The 14606-nt window shown below is 67.1% G+C and carries 13 protein-coding genes and 1 pseudogene; 10 read left to right on the forward strand and 4 right to left on the reverse strand.

What is annotated here, in order from left to right:
* The 5 genes and pseudogenes from nbaC to NR810_RS39165 all read left to right on the forward strand — a co-directional run bounded on the left by nbaC (position 1) and on the right by NR810_RS39165 (position 4912).
* On the forward strand, positions 1-519 hold the full coding sequence (nbaC, locus tag NR810_RS39145; RefSeq protein WP_257460096.1) for a 3-hydroxyanthranilate 3,4-dioxygenase: 519 nt from the start codon (positions 1-3) through the stop codon (positions 517-519).
* Positions 516-1529, forward strand: coding sequence for an amidohydrolase family protein (locus NR810_RS39150; RefSeq protein ID WP_257460097.1), 1014 nt, complete (start codon positions 516-518; stop codon positions 1527-1529). The genes nbaC and NR810_RS39150 overlap by 4 nt, the downstream gene beginning before the upstream one ends.
* Complete coding sequence (gene kynU / locus NR810_RS39155; RefSeq protein ID WP_257460098.1) at positions 1530-2822, forward strand: kynureninase; 1293 nt, start codon at positions 1530-1532, stop codon at positions 2820-2822.
* Positions 2800-4194: pseudogene (locus NR810_RS39160) on the forward strand (FAD-dependent oxidoreductase); the annotation flags it as partial. The gene kynU and the pseudogene NR810_RS39160, both read left to right, overlap by 23 nt.
* A gap of 16 nt (positions 4195-4210) precedes the next feature.
* On the forward strand, positions 4211-4912 hold the full coding sequence (locus tag NR810_RS39165) for an SDR family oxidoreductase (RefSeq protein ID WP_257460099.1): 702 nt from the start codon (positions 4211-4213) through the stop codon (positions 4910-4912).
* 100 nt (positions 4913-5012) lie between these two features.
* On the opposite strand, the gene NR810_RS39170 is transcribed toward NR810_RS39165, so the two are convergent.
* Positions 5013-5819: an alpha/beta hydrolase gene (locus NR810_RS39170; RefSeq protein WP_257460102.1), complete on the reverse strand. Its 807-nt coding sequence runs from the start codon at positions 5817-5819 to the stop codon at positions 5013-5015.
* A gap of 141 nt (positions 5820-5960) precedes the next feature.
* On the opposite strand from NR810_RS39170, the gene NR810_RS39175 reads away from it, so the two are divergent.
* The 3 genes from NR810_RS39175 to NR810_RS39185 all read left to right on the forward strand — a co-directional run bounded on the left by NR810_RS39175 (position 5961) and on the right by NR810_RS39185 (position 9128).
* On the forward strand, positions 5961-7550 hold the full coding sequence (locus NR810_RS39175; RefSeq protein ID WP_257460146.1) for a glucose-6-phosphate isomerase: 1590 nt from the start codon (positions 5961-5963) through the stop codon (positions 7548-7550).
* 182 nt (positions 7551-7732) lie between these two features.
* The gene (locus NR810_RS39180) at positions 7733-8134 is read left to right on the forward strand and encodes a response regulator (protein WP_257460104.1); all 402 of its coding nucleotides are present in this window, start codon (positions 7733-7735) and stop codon (positions 8132-8134) included.
* A gap of 592 nt (positions 8135-8726) precedes the next feature.
* The gene (locus NR810_RS39185; protein WP_257460106.1) at positions 8727-9128 is read left to right on the forward strand and encodes a response regulator; all 402 of its coding nucleotides are present in this window, start codon (positions 8727-8729) and stop codon (positions 9126-9128) included.
* A gap of 12 nt (positions 9129-9140) precedes the next feature.
* Here NR810_RS39185 and NR810_RS39190 read toward each other — a convergent pair whose 3' ends face one another.
* Both NR810_RS39190 and NR810_RS39195 read right to left on the reverse strand, forming a co-directional pair.
* Entirely contained in the window at positions 9141-11039 is a 1899-nt protein-coding gene (locus NR810_RS39190) for a serine/threonine protein kinase (protein WP_257460107.1), read from the reverse strand.
* A 17-nt stretch (positions 11040-11056) separates the two neighbouring features.
* Positions 11057-11647: a DUF2381 family protein gene (locus NR810_RS39195; RefSeq protein WP_257460109.1), complete on the reverse strand. Its 591-nt coding sequence runs from the start codon at positions 11645-11647 to the stop codon at positions 11057-11059.
* A gap of 248 nt (positions 11648-11895) precedes the next feature.
* Here NR810_RS39195 and NR810_RS39200 point away from each other — a divergent pair, with 248 nt between their 5' ends.
* Positions 11896-12450 carry a hypothetical protein gene (locus NR810_RS39200; RefSeq protein ID WP_257460111.1) on the forward strand — a complete coding sequence of 185 codons (555 nt, stop codon included), beginning with the start codon at positions 11896-11898 and terminating at the stop codon, positions 12448-12450.
* A gap of 13 nt (positions 12451-12463) precedes the next feature.
* On the opposite strand, the gene NR810_RS39205 is transcribed toward NR810_RS39200, so the two are convergent.
* Positions 12464-13123, reverse strand: coding sequence for a hypothetical protein (locus NR810_RS39205; RefSeq protein WP_257460112.1), 660 nt, complete (start codon positions 13121-13123; stop codon positions 12464-12466).
* Positions 13124-13459: 336 nt separating this feature from the next.
* Between NR810_RS39205 and NR810_RS52670 the strand changes: the two genes are divergently transcribed.
* Positions 13460-14605: an AHH domain-containing protein gene (locus NR810_RS52670; protein ID WP_257460113.1), complete on the forward strand. Its 1146-nt coding sequence runs from the start codon at positions 13460-13462 to the stop codon at positions 14603-14605.
* Position 14606: the final 1 nt, after the last annotated feature.

The raw sequence follows: 14606 nt of genomic DNA on the forward strand, positions 1-14606 counted from the left end.
ATGTTGCGACCCCTCGACTTCAAGAAGTGGATCGACGAGCACCGTCACCTGCTGAAGCCGCCCGTGGGCAATCAGCTGGTGTGGGAGGACCGGGAGTTCATCGTGATGGTGGTGGGCGGGCCCAACTCGCGCACGGACTTCCACATCGACGAGAGCGAGGAGTTCTTCTACCAGGTGGAGGGGGACATCACCCTGCGCGTCATCGAGGACGGCAAGCCCCAGGACATCCCCATCCGCCAGGGGGAGATCTTCCTGCTGCCCTCCAAGGTGCCGCACTCGCCGCAGAGGCCGGCGGGGACGGTGGGCCTGGTCATCGAGCGCAAGCGGCGGCCGGGAGAGCTGGACGGGTTCGCGTGGTTCTGCCCCCGGTGCGACACGAAGCTGTATGACGAGTACCTGCAGGTCACCAACATCGTCACGCAACTGCCACCCGTGTTCGAGCGCTTCTATGGCAATCCGGAGCACTGCACCTGCAAGCAGTGCGGCTTCCAGATGACGCGGGAGAAGCGCGCGTCGTGAAGATCGACATCCACACCCACCTGCTGCCGCCCGAGCTGCCCCGCTTCGCCGAGCGCTACGGGTACGGTGGCTTCATGACGCTGGACCACCACGCTCCGTGCCGGGCGCGCATGGTTCGGGATGACGGGAAGTTCTTCCGCGAAGTCGAGAGCAACTGTTGGGACCCCGTGAAGCGCATCGAGGAGTGTGATGCGTGCGGAGTCACCGTGCAGGTGCTGTCCACCGTGCCGGTGATGTTCAGCTACTGGGCGAAGCCGGAGCACGGGCTGGACGTGTCGCGCTTCCTCAACGACCAGCTGGCCTCGGTGGTGAAGGCGCACCCGAAGCGCTTCGTGGGCCTGGGCACGGTGCCCCTGCAGTCCCCGGCGCTCGCCGTGCGCGAGCTGGAGCGCTGCGTGCGCGAGCTGGGGATGGCGGGCGTGCAGGTGGGCTCGCACGTCAACGGCCTCAACCTGGGCGAGCCGGAGCTGTTCCCCTTCTTCGAGGCCGCCGCCGAGCTGGGCGCCGCCATCTTCGTCCACCCCTGGGACATGCTGGGCGAGGCGCGGATGAAGAAGTACTGGATGCCCTGGCTCGTGGGCATGCCCGCGGAGGTGGCCCTGGCCCTCTGCTCGCTCCTCTTCTCGGGCACGCTGGAGAAGCTGCCGAAGCTGCGGCTGGCCTTCGCGCACGGCGGCGGCGCCTTCCCGGGCACCTTCGGCCGTATCGAGCACGGCTTCCAGGTGCGGCCGGACCTGGTGGCCGTGGACAACCCGGTTTCACCGCGCGAGTACCTGGGCCGCTTCTGGGTGGACTCGCTGGTGCACGACCCGGACATGCTGCGCTTCATCGTCCGGCTGTTCGGCCCGGAGAAGGTGGCCCTGGGCAGTGACTATCCCTTCCCCCTGGGTGAGGATCGGCCGGGGGCGCTGGTGGAGTCTCTCGTGGACTTCGATGCCCCCACGCGCGAACGTTTGTTGTGGCGTAACGCGCTCGAGTGGCTCGGGCGCTCGGCCGAGGAGTTCAAGTAGATGGGCAGTCAGGCGGTGCGTTTCGAGGCCAGTGAGGAGTTCGCCCGGCGGATGGATTCGGAGGATCCGCTGCGCCACTTCCGTGAGGAGTTCATCTTCCCCGACCCCAAGAGTGACGAGCCCGTCATGTACCTGGTGGGCAACTCGTTGGGGCTCCAGCCGCGCAAGGCGAAGACCTACGTGCTGGAGGCGTTGGAGGATTGGGCGAAGCTGGGCGTGGAGGGCCACTTCACCGGCTCCCGTCCGTGGATGCCCTACCACGAGACGCTGACCGAGCAGACGGCCCGGCTGGTGGGCGCCCATCCCATCGAAGTGGTGGTGATGAACACCCTCACGGTGAACCTGCACCTGATGATGGTGTCCTTCTACCGGCCCACGCGCGAGCGCCCGAAGATCCTCATGGAGGCGGGGGCGTTCCCATCGGACCAGTACGCGGTGGCCTCGCAGGTGCGCTTCCACGGCTACGACCCGGAGCGCGACATCATCCGCCTCGTGCCGCGCCCGGGCGAGGAGACGCTGCGCCACGAGGACATCCTGGAGACGATCGAGCGGCACGGGAAGGAGATCGCCCTGGTGCTGCTGGGCAACGTGAACTACCTCACCGGCCAGGCGTTCGACATGGCGGCCATCACCCGGGCGGCGCACAAGCAGGGCTGCCGGGTGGGCTTCGACCTGGCGCACGCGGCTGGCAACCTGCGGCTCTCGCTGCACGACGACGGGCCGGACTTCGCCGTGTGGTGCTCGTACAAGTACCTCAACGGGGGCCCGGGCACGCTCGGCGGCGTCTTCGTCCACGAGCGCCACGCCCGTGACAAGACCCTTCCCCGCTTCGAGGGCTGGTGGGGCCACGACAAGCAGACGCGCTTCCAGATGGGGCCGGACTTCGAGCCGACTCCGGGCGCCGAGGGCTGGCTGCTGTCCAACTCGCCCATCCTCCAGCTCTCCGCGCTGCGCGCGTCCATGGAGCTCTTCGACCGCGCGACGATGCCGGCCCTGCGCCAGAAGAGCGAGCTGCTCACCGGCTATCTGGAGTTCCTGTTGGACAGGCTCCCGCCCGGCTTCGTGACCGTGCTCACCCCGAGAGACCCCAAGCAGCGCGGGGTACAACTCTCGCTGCGCTTCCGCAAGGATCCGCGGAAAATGTTGGAGAGACTGAACAGCGCGGGTGTCTTCTGCGACTTCCGTTCACCGGATGTCATCCGTGCCGCACCGGCCCCCCTCTACGTCAGCTTCCATGACGTATACCGGTTCGTGGGGGTTCTCGAACGGCATGCAAGAGATTCAGCGGACTGAGCGCGTGACGGTGGTGGGAGCGGGTCTGGTGGGCTCGCTCCTGTCGATGTACCTGGCGAGGCGAGGTTTCCAGGTGGAGGTCCTGGAGCGTCGCCCGGACATGCGGCGCGAGGAGATTGGCGCGGGCCGTTCCATCAACCTCGCCATCTCCACCCGGGGGCTGCACGCCCTGCGGCAGGTGGGGTTGGAGGCGGAGGCGCTGAGCCACGCCATCCCCATGCGCGGGCGGATGATTCATCACGCCACGGGGGCGCTGGCCTTCCAGGCGTACGGGAAGGACGATTCACAGCACATCAACAGCCTCTCGCGCGCGTGGCTCAACAAGAGCCTGATGACGCACGCGGAGGCCACGGGCCAGGTGCGCATCCAGTTCAAGCAGCGCGTGCAGCACGTGGATGCCGAGCGGGGCCTGCTTGAGGTGCTGGACGAGGAGAGCGGTGCCGTGCGCGAGGTGCGCTCTCCCGTGGTGTTCGGTACGGATGGCGCGGGCTCGGCGGTGCGGCGCGAGCTGGTGTTGCGGCCGGACCACGGCTCGACGCAGGAGCACCTGAGCCACGGCTACAAGGAGCTGACGATTCCCGCGGGTCCGGGCGGCGCCTTCCAGATGGAGAAGCACGCGCTGCACATCTGGCCCCGGGGCTCGTACATGTTGATTGCGCTGCCGAACGAGGACGGCAGCTTCACCTGCACGCTCTTCCTGCCCTTCCAGGGGCCGGTGAGCTTCGAGTCATTGGACTCGCCCGAGCGCGTGGTGACCTTCTTCCAGGAGCATTTCCCGGACGCCCTGGCGCTGATTCCGGACCTGGTGCACGACTTCTTCCACCATCCCACGGGGACGATGGTGACGGTGAAGAGCGCCCCGTGGCACGTGGGGGGGAGGACGCTGCTGCTGGGCGACGCGGCGCACGCCATCGTGCCGTTCTTCGGGCAGGGGATGAACTGCGGCTTCGAGGACTGCGTGGTGCTGGACGAGTGCCTCGGGCGGCACGAGCGGTGGGAGGACGCCTTCGAGGACTTCTTCCAACTGCGCAAGCCGCACGCGGATGCGATCGCGGACATGGCGGTGGAGAACTTCGTGGAGATGCGGGACAGGACGGCGGATCCGCGCTTCCTGGTGGAGAAGGCGGTGGAGAAGGCGTTGCTCAACGCCTTCCCGGGCGAGTTCCTGAGCCGTTACACGCTGGTGAGCTTCAGCCGGGTGCCGTACCGTCTGGCGTACGAGGTGGGCGCCATCGCGGGCGGAATCGTCGCCGAGCTGAGCGAGGGCCTCACCCGTGCGGAGGACGTGGACCTGGACCGGGCCCGCACGCTCATCCACGAGCGGCTGGTGCCCTTCGTGAAGGAGCATTCGGATGGATTTCGGCTTGAAGGGTCGGCGGGCACTGGTGATGGGAGCCTCCAGCGGGCTGGGGTACGCCATCGCCGAGCAGCTGGTGAAGGAAGGGGCGAGGGTGGCCATCTGCTCGCGCAGCGAGGAGCGGATCCGCGAGGCGGCGAAGCGGATGGGCGCCTCGCTGGGGGTGGCGGCGGACACGACGAAGCCGGGCGCGACGAAGGCGCTGGTGGAGAAGGTGGTGGGGGAGCTGGGGGGCGTGGACGTGCTCGTGGTGAACACGGGCGGGCCGCCGAAGGGGAGCATCGAGAAGATTTCAGCCGAGCAGTGGCAGGAGGGCTTCCAGAGCCTGTGGATGAGCGTGGTGGAGGGGCTGCAGGCGACGCTGCCGGGGATGAAGGAGAGACACTGGGGACGAATCATCCTGGTGACATCGGTGGCGGCGCGCGAGGCGATGCCGCAGTTGACGATCTCCAACGGCTTGCGAGCGGGGTTGATGGGACTGGTGAAGACCGTCAGTAACGAGGTGGCGGAGCACGGCGTCACCATCAACGGGGTGCAGCCGGGCTACCATGCGACGGAGCGCCTCAAGGAGCTGGGAGTCCCCGAGGACAAGATCACCTCGGCGATTCCGGCGCGCCGGCTGGGCAAGCCGGAGGAGCTGGGAGCGCTGGTGACGTTCCTGGCATCGGAGCAGGCGGGCTACATCACAGGCCAGTCGATCGCGATCGACGGAGGCTGGATGCGAGGCTTCTGACATCGCATTCCCCCTCCCTCCCTCCCTCCCTCCTTCCCTCCCTCTCCCTCTGGGAGAGGGTCGGGGTGAGGGTATACGCCCTCGTGAGGATGCCCGTGCCTCACATCAGTGAATCCACCGCCTCGACGACCCGTGACCACTCCTTCGCACGCGGGTCGATGACCTCGAAGTGCTCGGCGCCCGGCAGGCTCACGAGCCGTACACTATCCCCGAGCTTCGTGGCGCGAGCGTGGTACTCGGTACTCAGGGTGAGCGGGACGGTGGAGTCCTCTTCCCCATGCACCAGGACCTGCCTCACGCCGAGGGGCAGGAGCGAGGCGGGAGACGCGAGCGCATAGCGTTCAGGCACCTGCGCGGGCGTGCCCCCGAGGAATGCCTCGACAATCCCATCCCCGAGGTTCAGCGCGTGAGCGCGCTCCAGATCCACCACACCCGCGAGTGACACGGCGCCTCGCGGAACGAAGGGCTTCCCGGTGTGCAGCGGCTGCCCGGGCTCCAACCGCCCACGGCCCGCGAGCCAGAGGGCCAGGTGCCCTCCGGCCGAGTGCCCCAGGGTGACCACGCGCCCGAGGTCCAACGGGTAGCGGTCCGCCAGGGTGCGGAGGAAATCCATCCCCTGCGCGACATCCTCGAAGGTGCCGGTCCAGCCGCCGCCGGGGTGGCCGACGCGCCGGTACTCGAGGCTCCAGGTGGCCTGGCCCCGTTGAGTGAGAGCCGCGCACAGGTGTCCCACATGCTCGAGGTCATACCGAGCGCGCCAGAAGCCGCCATGCACCACGACGACGACCGGATGGGGGCCCTGGCCGCGAGGCAGGCGCAGGTCCCCGAACTGGTGGGGGTCGGTGCCATAGGGAATCCGTGCGTCGGCGGGCGGCGCGGGCGTCTCGAGCATCCAGGGGTGGCTCATGGGGGCGATGATGGGCCGGAGACGGCGGATGCATCAACAGTGTCACGCCGAGTGCGCGCACCCATGAAAATCATTCCCCCGAGCGAGGGCGCGGCGGTAGGAACGGGCGAGACACGAGGAAACGAAGCCGAGGGAGAAGAGATGACCGAGCGCCAACTGTGGGAGCGCTACAAGAAGTACCTGTGCGGGGTGGAGAAGGTCGGGCTGACGCTCGACGTGTCGCGGATGAGCTTCGCCGACGATTTCATCGAGCGGATGCGCGGCCCCATGGAGAAGGCCTTCGATGCGATGGAGACCCTGGAGAAGGGAGCCATCGCGAATCCGGACGAGAAGCGGATGGTGGGGCACTACTGGCTGCGCGCTCCCGAGCGAGCTCCGGAGGCGGGCCTCGGGAAGGAGATTCAAGACACGGTGGCGGCCGTTCGCGGCTTCGCGGATGACGTGCACGCCGGCCGGGTGAAGCCTCCGAAGGCGGACCGCTTCACGCGGGTGCTGCTCGTGGGAATCGGTGGCTCGGCGCTGGGGCCGCAGCTGGTGGCGGACGCGCTCGGCACGGCGGCGGACCGGATGCAGGTGTTCTTCTTCGACAACACGGACCCGGACGGGATGGACCGGGTGCTGGCGCAGCTCGGGGACAGGCTCTCCGAGACGCTCACCGTGGTCATCAGCAAGTCGGGCGGTACGAAGGAGACGCGCAACGGCATGGTGGAGGCCGAGCGCGCGTACCAGCAGAAGGGGTTGGACTTCGGCAAGCACGCGGTGGCGGTGACGGGCGGGGGCAGCGAGCTGGACCGCTACGCGAAGAAGGGCGGCTGGCTGCGGGCGTTCCCCATGTGGGACTGGGTTGGAGGACGCACCTCGGTGCTGTCGGCGGTGGGCCTGCTGCCGGCGAGGCTCCAGGGGCTGGACATCGACGGGATGCTGGCGGGCGCGCGTGACATGGACGAGGCGACGCGCCAGCGCGACCCGCTGCGCAACCCGGCCGCGCTGATGGCGCTCATGTGGTTCCACGCGGGCAACGGGCGTGGCCAGAAGGACATGGTCATCCTTCCGTACAAGGACCGGCTGATGCTGATGTCCAGGTACCTCCAGCAGCTGGTGATGGAGTCACTGGGCAAGGAGAAGGACCTGGACGGCAAGGTGGTGAACCAGGGTATCGCCGTGTACGGCAACAAGGGCTCCACGGACCAGCATGCCTACGTGCAGCAGCTGCGCGAGGGCGTGAACAACTTCTTCGTCACCTTCCTGGAGGTGTTGAAGGACCGCGGGGGCACGTCGATGCAGGTGGAGCCGGACATCACGAGCGGGGACTACCTGCTGGGCTTCTTCCTGGGGACGCGGCGGGCGCTGTTCGAGAAGGGCCGCGAGTCGATGACGCTCACGGTGCCGGACGTGAGCGCGCGGACGGTGGGGGCGCTGATCGCCCTGTACGAGCGGGCAGTAGGCTTCTACGCGACACTGGTGAACATCAACGCGTACCACCAGCCGGGAGTGGAGGCGGGGAAGAAGGCGGCGGGCGTGGTGCTGGAGCTGCAGGGCAAGGCGCTGGCGAAGCTGCGCGGGGACAAGACGAAGGGCTACACCGCCGAGGATCTCGCGGTGGCGGTGGGGGCAGCGGACGAGGTGGAGACGGTGTTCAAGGTGCTGGAGCACCTGTCTGCGAACCCGGACCACGGCGTGAAGCGCGAGCCGGGAGCCACACGGTTCGACGCACGCTTCCGCGCGAGCTGAAACGACAAACAAACTCCCTCTCCCTTCGGGAGAGGGTCGGGGTGAGGGTAGCTCGCATACACGGGTTGCGAGCCCCCGTCTCTGTTCAGTTCCCACCGTGCCAATGACTCACGGGCACGTCGTGTGGCGGGGCGGTGATTCACGGGTAATGGAGGAATGACTCCATAAAAAAGGGGATTCCCGTGAATCACACCGTGCTGCTCGTGGAAGACAGCAACACCATCCGGCACATCATCAAGATCTACTTGATGAAGCTGAAACTGGGATTCCTTGACGCGAGTGGGGGCGAGCAGGGGCTCCAGCTGCTGGAGACGAACCCGGTGCATCTCATCATCGCGGACGTGAACATGCCGGGCGGGATGGATGGCTTGGAGTTCGTGCGCCGGGTCCGCGCGAGTGAGCGGGAGCAGGTGCGCAAGGTGCCCATCGTGCTGCTCACGGGAGGCAAGGCGCCGGACCTCGAGACGAGGGCGCGCCAGGCCGGAGCCTCCGAGTTCGTGCGCAAACCCGTCTCCATCGAGGATCTCGCGACGGTGGTGCGGCGGCATCTCCCGCTTTCAGAGGATGCGAGTCTCGTCGCCTGACGCGACATCGGTGTCCGGCCTCCACGGGCTGGCGCGGACATGTGTCCGGACAGGTGTCCGGTCCCGTGCCATTCCGTCATGCGTGCCGCGGACAGCGGCGCACGCGCAACTCACGGAATCTCCAGGGGTTCCCTCGAAATTTCGAGGGTGTTTCCGCGGAGGGTCAAGGCTTCCAGGAGCGGGGGGCTGGCGGCACGCCAGTTGCTCACGCGGACAGCGATGCTCACTGTTCCTCGGGGTTGACGTGTGAGGCCCTGGGGCTGACAGAGCCGTCGTCGTGGGCTCGGCCCGAGAGGTCGTTCACACACCGTGACGGAATGAAGGTGGGGCCCGGGGGGGTCTCCAGCATTCCGGAGCGCAGCGGTACCGGAGGGCGGGCACGGATTCGCGCATGGCCGTGACCCGCCTTCCGGACCGCGTCTCCGATCCCCTCCACACCGCCCACGACATGTCGCAGTCGGGTGCTCAACATCCCCGTGCGTCCCGAGTCCCGGAGTGTTCAGCCCTGGTCGTGCCGAGGCGGCCGTGAATGCCATCGGGTCGACACACGCGGGTTCTTCCGGAATTCTGTCTTTGGATTCGAGGGGGCTCCATGAAGCGCAGCGTTCTGATCGTGGATGACAGCGATACCATCCGGCACATCATCAAGGTGTATTTGATGAAGTTGAAGCTGGGGTTTCTGGATGCGGATCGAGCGGATAGGGGATTGCGGCTGCTGGGCTCGAGCCCCGTGGATCTCATCATCGCGGACTTCAACATGCCGGGGATGAACGGCCTGGACTTCGTGCGCCAGGTGCGCGCGGACGAGCGGCCCGAGGTGTGCCACCTGCCCATCGTGCTGCTCACCGGGGGCAAGGCGCCGGATCTCGATCTGCGGGCGGTGCAGGCCGGTGCCTCCGAGTTCGTGCGCAAGCCCATCTCCAGCGCCGCGCTCACGGCCGTGGTGCGCAGGCATCTCCGGATGCCCGAGGAGGTGGACCACCTCGTGGCCTGAGGCGCGTGGGCCTCACTCGAAGACGAAGCGTTTGACGGACATGAGCGGCGCGATGCGCGGAAACCGGGCGTAGCCCGGCGGTCCCACTTCGACCTCTTCCACCCCGTCTGAATCGGCCAGGATGAAGCACACCGGCATTTCCCTTCCGTCGGGCAGCTTCAGCTTGTCCCAACGGCCATAGACCTTCTTGTAGCCTTCCGCATCCACTCCGTTGCCGGTCACCCATAGCCACCCGTACAGCACCGAGCCTTCGGGGATGTCGCTCGTGCTGTAGGCGATGCTGCTGATGATCGGGCCATCCGTGTAGTTGTCCAGACCCACCCTGGAGTGGGGCTTGGTGACGTCGAGCCACACGTCCGCTGTACCGGGGACGGCTTGACGCAAGGAGCGCATGGCGGCGAGCGCCTCGGGAGGACAATCTCCGGGTTGCGGCCGCACCTGGGCTCCCGTGCACGCCGTGCCTCCGTAGAGCAGGCACACCATCATCGCTCGCTTCCATGCATCGGAGGAGGTCGCCTCATCGGTGGCGGGCTTCTGCTCGGACTGCTTGCTGGGCGGGCTGTTCTTCTTCATGGACACGCTCTCCGTGTGTCGCACCGGCTGGACGGTGGCCTCGGGGGGATCTTCCGCTGGTGGTAGCGGAGCCGGGGCGGGAGCAGTGTCGGGTGCCTGGGCCGGGTGTGCCACTTCCTGAACCGCAGCGGGCGGGTCGCTCGCGGTTACTTGAGGGGTTTCTTCCTGCCTCCATCCGCGCGGAATGAGGACGACTGTAACCATGAGCAGGGCCATCAATGCCGCGGTTGCCGCCAGTACCGCCCTGGGCAAGCGCCCGGGCGGACTGATGGCGGGCTCGGAGGCGGGCGGCTCGGCCGGAGGTGGGCCCTTGGGTTGCGTGGGTTGCTGTTCCCGCACGGGCGGTGGTGGCCGGCGGATGCGCCGCCTGGCGGTGATCGCCCCTTCTGGCGCTTCTCCCGTGGGGACCTCTTCCCACTCGAAAACGCTGGCCTCCCAGGGCTCGCGCCCACCGAAGGTGGCCGCCGCCAGCAGCGCCGCGTGCACCTCCTCGCCGTTGCGGTAGCGCGCCTCGGGGTGTTTGGCCAGCAGCCTCGTGATGACGTCACTCAACACGAGCGGCACCCGGGGATTGACCTCCACCGGTGGGGGAGGCACCCGGTGGGCGATGTCCATGTACAGCAGGAACTTCACGTCCGCTCCGGCCGGGAAGGGGTAATGCCCCGTTGTTGCCCGGTACAGGCATACTCCCAGCGCGTACAGTTCGTCCGAGGGGCGGTAGTCGTAGCGTGCCCGCGGCTTGTCGCCATGGGCCAGCCAGAAGCACGCGGCCTCGGGGCTTCGCAGGTGCGCGGTGCCCGGGGGCAGGGGGGTTTCGGTGAGCGTGTTCGCCCCCGTGTAGTCGCCCACTCCGAAGTCCACCAGCACCGGCTTCCTGTCTGTCTCCCTCACCACCACGTGCTCGGGCTTGAGGTCGCGGTGCAGCACGCCACGCGCGTGCAGGTGGCCCAACGCCAGGGCTACTTCGGCGCCCAGATAGGCCAGTCGTGAGAACTCGGGGTTGTTCTCTTCCACCCACAGATGCAGTGGCGGGCCGGGCACGTACTCCAGTACGAGGAAGGGGTGCCCCTGGATGGGGTGGGGCCAGCGGCCCGCCCCCAGGCAGCGCACCACGTTGGGGTGCATCGCCTTGTCCACCAGCAGGGACTGCTCGCGTCCGGCGCGAATGTCCTGGGGGTGGAAGAACATCTTGAGTGCGCCGAGGGCTCCCGGTTGTTCCACGGACTCCACGAGGTAGACGGCCCCATAGCCGCCCACGCCCAGCCGCTTCTGTACGCGCCAACCGGCCACGACGGTGCCGGGTTCGAGCTCCGCCACGTTCCACACGTGCCCGTTCATGCCCGTCACACTCCCTTTCACAACTTCAGGTTCCCGACGGGAACGACGCGCCCACCGTCCTTCTCCCGCAGCTCGAGCCGGAGCGTCCTCGGGGGGGTGTCAGAGGCGAGCTCCACCTCCACGGCCACGGTGCATCTGCCGCCCGGGTAGAGCACCGGAACGACCATCCACACTGGGAATCGGCCCACTCTCTGGCCCTTCATGTCCAGCAGCCACGCTTCGTCTGGTACCCAGGGCCGCGTGGACGCCGCGGACAGCTTCAGCTCCGCCGATACCACGACGAGGGTTTCCGCACGGTGGATGCGCTGCTCCCAGGCGATGAGATCGTCACCCTCGGTCATCCCGTCAGTGCCCATGGGCCTCGAGAAGGTGACACCGCTCCTTCCCAACCGTCCCGAGAGCACCAGCCGGGCGAAGAGGCCGGGCTCGTAGCGCGCGGGTATGTCTCCAGCCCGCTCCGGGAGCGGCCCGGCTGGCGCCTCCGGGAGTACCCGCCGCGCCTGCCACGCATCGACCCCCGGCCCTGTGTCGCCTGGGGCCTCGGGAATCTCCAGCACGCGCACCGCGTGTTCCTGTCCTTCCGGAGCGGGAGTGACTTCTGGAATCACCTCCGGCCGCGCGTGCGTTTCCGGGGAGGTGACCTGAGAAGACGATGGCTCCTCAAGGCTTCCAGTCAAGGCCAGCAGGAGGGGAACGAGACCGCAGGGGGTGGGCCGCATGCGGGAAGAACCTACTGACCGCCGAACCTCCGGGGTCAAGTGAAATCCGAAGTTCCCTTCAAACGGGAGATGGGCGGAGGCCCTCGACACCCGACCAGAAAAGTCGCATCTTCCACATGACGTCCTGAGGAGGAGACATGGATTGGGATGTGGCGGAGCAGTTGAAGCGGGGCGGCCTGAATGTGCGCTGTCCCGAGGTGTTGCAAATCCCCGTCAGGTACCACCCTCAAGAACCCGACCGCGTGATTCCCTTGGAGGGAGAAGAAGCTCCGGTGGCGGACTACTCGGGCAGGATCGTGACGGTGCGGCTCAAACCCATCTCCCGGCTGTGGACGGGAACGGCGGTGCCGCCGGACATGACACGGGAGCCGCCGCGGCAGTACGCGCCTTTCTTCCTGCTGCTGGAAACGACCGCCGCCATCTACTGCGCGGCGATGGGCAGGCCCGAGCTGGACTCCGAGTTCGCTCGGCTCTACCGCCAATTGTACCGGCGGCCGGACGGGCATGATGCGCACCCGCTCTTCTCGTACTTGAGGGCGGCGGCGCGCCTGTACATGTCCCTACGGGCCGTGAGTCAGGCCGAGTTCGAGGCGATGGTCCGGAGGTTGCGCCAGTCCGCCCGGCATTTCTCCACGCACGAGGGCAGCATCAACTACGCCCAGGTGGTGCTGTATCCGCTCACCCTCGCTTGAGCGGACCTGACCTTCAGTCTCCGCTGACGGCGAACTGCCAATCGCCCGTTCCGGTGATGGCGGCGCGCAGGCCGAGGTAGCTCAGTTCCCGCTGCATCGCCTGGAGCTGCTCGTCCGGGTAGAGCCCCTTCAAGGCCGCGAAGTCCTGGGCGGTGGCGTTCTCCCGGAACGCCGAGGGCCAGACATAGAGTTCGCCCTGCTTCGTGTAGGGCAGGCTCAGGATCTTCACCAGTCGGGCCAACACGGGTTCACCGTGCTCCTGCTCCTGCATGCGCCAGAAGTGGGTCACGTCCATATCGGGGCCGAAGGAGAAGCGGAGGCCCTTGCCCTGCTCGTCCGCGAGCGCACCGAGCGCCGCGTAGTCACACGCCACCGCCGCGGCGACGATGCGGCGGCGCATGGAGTCCACGGCTGGAGGCAGGGGCGGCTGCGCGGGGGACGGCGTGGGGCTCAGCCCCTGGGCCGAGCAGGCGGTGCCGCCATCCATGGGAGAGGGAAGGGGCCCCGCGTCCGCGAGCCCCGCGTCCGGCATCCCCGCCTCCCTGGCTGGAGGCGTGGTGCCCGCGTCGACCGGCGTGGGCGTTTCCGCAGGTGGCGTGGGGGCGCGGCGTGATTCCGTGCAGGCAAGGCACGTGGCGAGGACACAGGCGGACAGGAGGAGGGCACGGTTCATGACGCGTGCGTTGTAGACCAGTTCCTCCGCTCCTTGTCGATCTCGGCGCGCCATCACAGGATTCGAGTCGATGATTCCAACCCTTTGATAACATCTTGGCACGCCATGCCAGAAACAAAGATGGGCACGCTGGTCTCATACTTGGCGGTAGCCCTGTGCCTGCGGCTCGCTCCGGCGTGTGTCACCATCGACGAGTCTTCTCAAGGTGCTCGTGGCCCTGGGCGAGCCGAGACCGTTCGCGTCACTCCGCTGCCGGATGGCAGGCTCCTGCTATCTTCTCCGCCCCTTCCTTCAGAGTCGGCCTTCCCGCACGTCTCCATTGAGGACGCTCGCAGGGTGCTCGCCCAATTCCGTGAGGAACTCGCCTATCTGGAGCCCAGCCTGCATCCAAGAGCGGGCGTCGGACTCTGCTCTGTCCCCCAGGGTCTGGTGTTGCCGGGGCAAGCTCCAGATATCCAGTTTGTCTCCTCTTCTGGTGTCTCCTTCCAGCCCTCCCCTCTGGAGCGCACGCTGCGCGAGCAGTTCATCGAGCGTTATGGCGAGCCGCTGTTTCCCCTCCCTCCTTGCCTGGAGGGCAGCCCCCTCGTCATGGCGCTGCGCCTGTCTCCCCAGTACATGCCCCAGGGCGTACGTGAGGGGGTCGAAGAGCTCGTGAAGGACCCTGCCTTCCTCGCAAGCATGGCCATGGCCCTTGTCCTGTATGGCCTCGCCTGGGTGACGCCCGAGCCCATCTTCACCAAGGCGTTCGCCGCCTCCGTTACCGTGGTGCTCCTCACGGTCTTCTCTGTCGCGGAGCTCACCCACTTCGGTATGGTGGCTTTCCACCTCTACCAGAGCGTTCAGGATGCTCGAAGCCTGAAGGAAGTCGAAGCAGCCGCCGAGCGCTTTGGCAGTTACCTGGGCGGCGCTGGAGTCCGCATCCTCGCCTTCTTGGCGATGCGGGGGGTTGGAAAGAACGTGCAGGTTTCTCAAGGTGGGTTGTGGAAGCTGTTGCCTCGCCGTCTGTCCCTGCCGGGGGGATACAGTTGGAGCAACGTTACCCTCGCCCAGGCCGTGTCGGCCGAGGGGACCCTCCTCGTTACAGGGGTGGCCGCCAGTACAGCCAGCTCTGCGCTGCGCAGTGCCTGCAAGGAACTCTCGGACAAGGCGCCTGGTTATTCGCGCCATCACCTGGCCACCAACAAGAACGATGATTCCAATGTGCGAGGTGGCCCGTGGACGCCACGCTTCGAGAGGATCTTCGCCAAGGCGGGCATGAACCTCGACGACGATGCGAACAAGGTGAACCTGCTGGGGCACTTCGGTCCTCACCCTGAAGAATATCACGAAGAAATCTTCAGGCGGCTCGAGGACGCCATCCGGTTCTGTAGAACACAACAGCAATGCAGGTCCAGGCTGTTGGAGGAACTCAAGAGGATTGCGGATGAAGTCTGCACTCCTGGCTCACGACTCCACGGTCTGATCGCGAAACCCAGGGACTGAA

Origin of the sequence: Archangium lipolyticum (assembly GCF_024623785.1) — a bacterium.
In the GTDB taxonomy this organism is placed as follows: Bacteria; Myxococcota; Myxococcia; order Myxococcales; family Myxococcaceae; genus Archangium; species Archangium lipolyticum.

Coding starts and splice junctions, on each gene's coding strand:
- NR810_RS39170 (WP_257460102.1), bottom strand. CDS start 5,819: ATGAGCCACCCCTGGATGCTCGAGACGCCCGCGCCGCCCGCCGACGCA.
- nbaC (WP_257460096.1), top strand. CDS start 1: ATGTTGCGACCCCTCGACTTCAAGAAGTGGATCGACGAGCACCGTCAC.
- kynU (WP_257460098.1), top strand. CDS start 1,530: ATGGGCAGTCAGGCGGTGCGTTTCGAGGCCAGTGAGGAGTTCGCCCGG.
- NR810_RS39190 (WP_257460107.1), bottom strand. CDS start 11,039: ATGAACGGGCACGTGTGGAACGTGGCGGAGCTCGAACCCGGCACCGTC.
- NR810_RS39165 (WP_257460099.1), top strand. CDS start 4,211: ATGGGAGCCTCCAGCGGGCTGGGGTACGCCATCGCCGAGCAGCTGGTG.
- NR810_RS39185 (WP_257460106.1), top strand. CDS start 8,727: ATGAAGCGCAGCGTTCTGATCGTGGATGACAGCGATACCATCCGGCAC.
- NR810_RS39205 (WP_257460112.1), bottom strand. CDS start 13,123: ATGAACCGTGCCCTCCTCCTGTCCGCCTGTGTCCTCGCCACGTGCCTT.
- NR810_RS39175 (WP_257460146.1), top strand. CDS start 5,961: ATGACCGAGCGCCAACTGTGGGAGCGCTACAAGAAGTACCTGTGCGGG.
- NR810_RS39200 (WP_257460111.1), top strand. CDS start 11,896: ATGGATTGGGATGTGGCGGAGCAGTTGAAGCGGGGCGGCCTGAATGTG.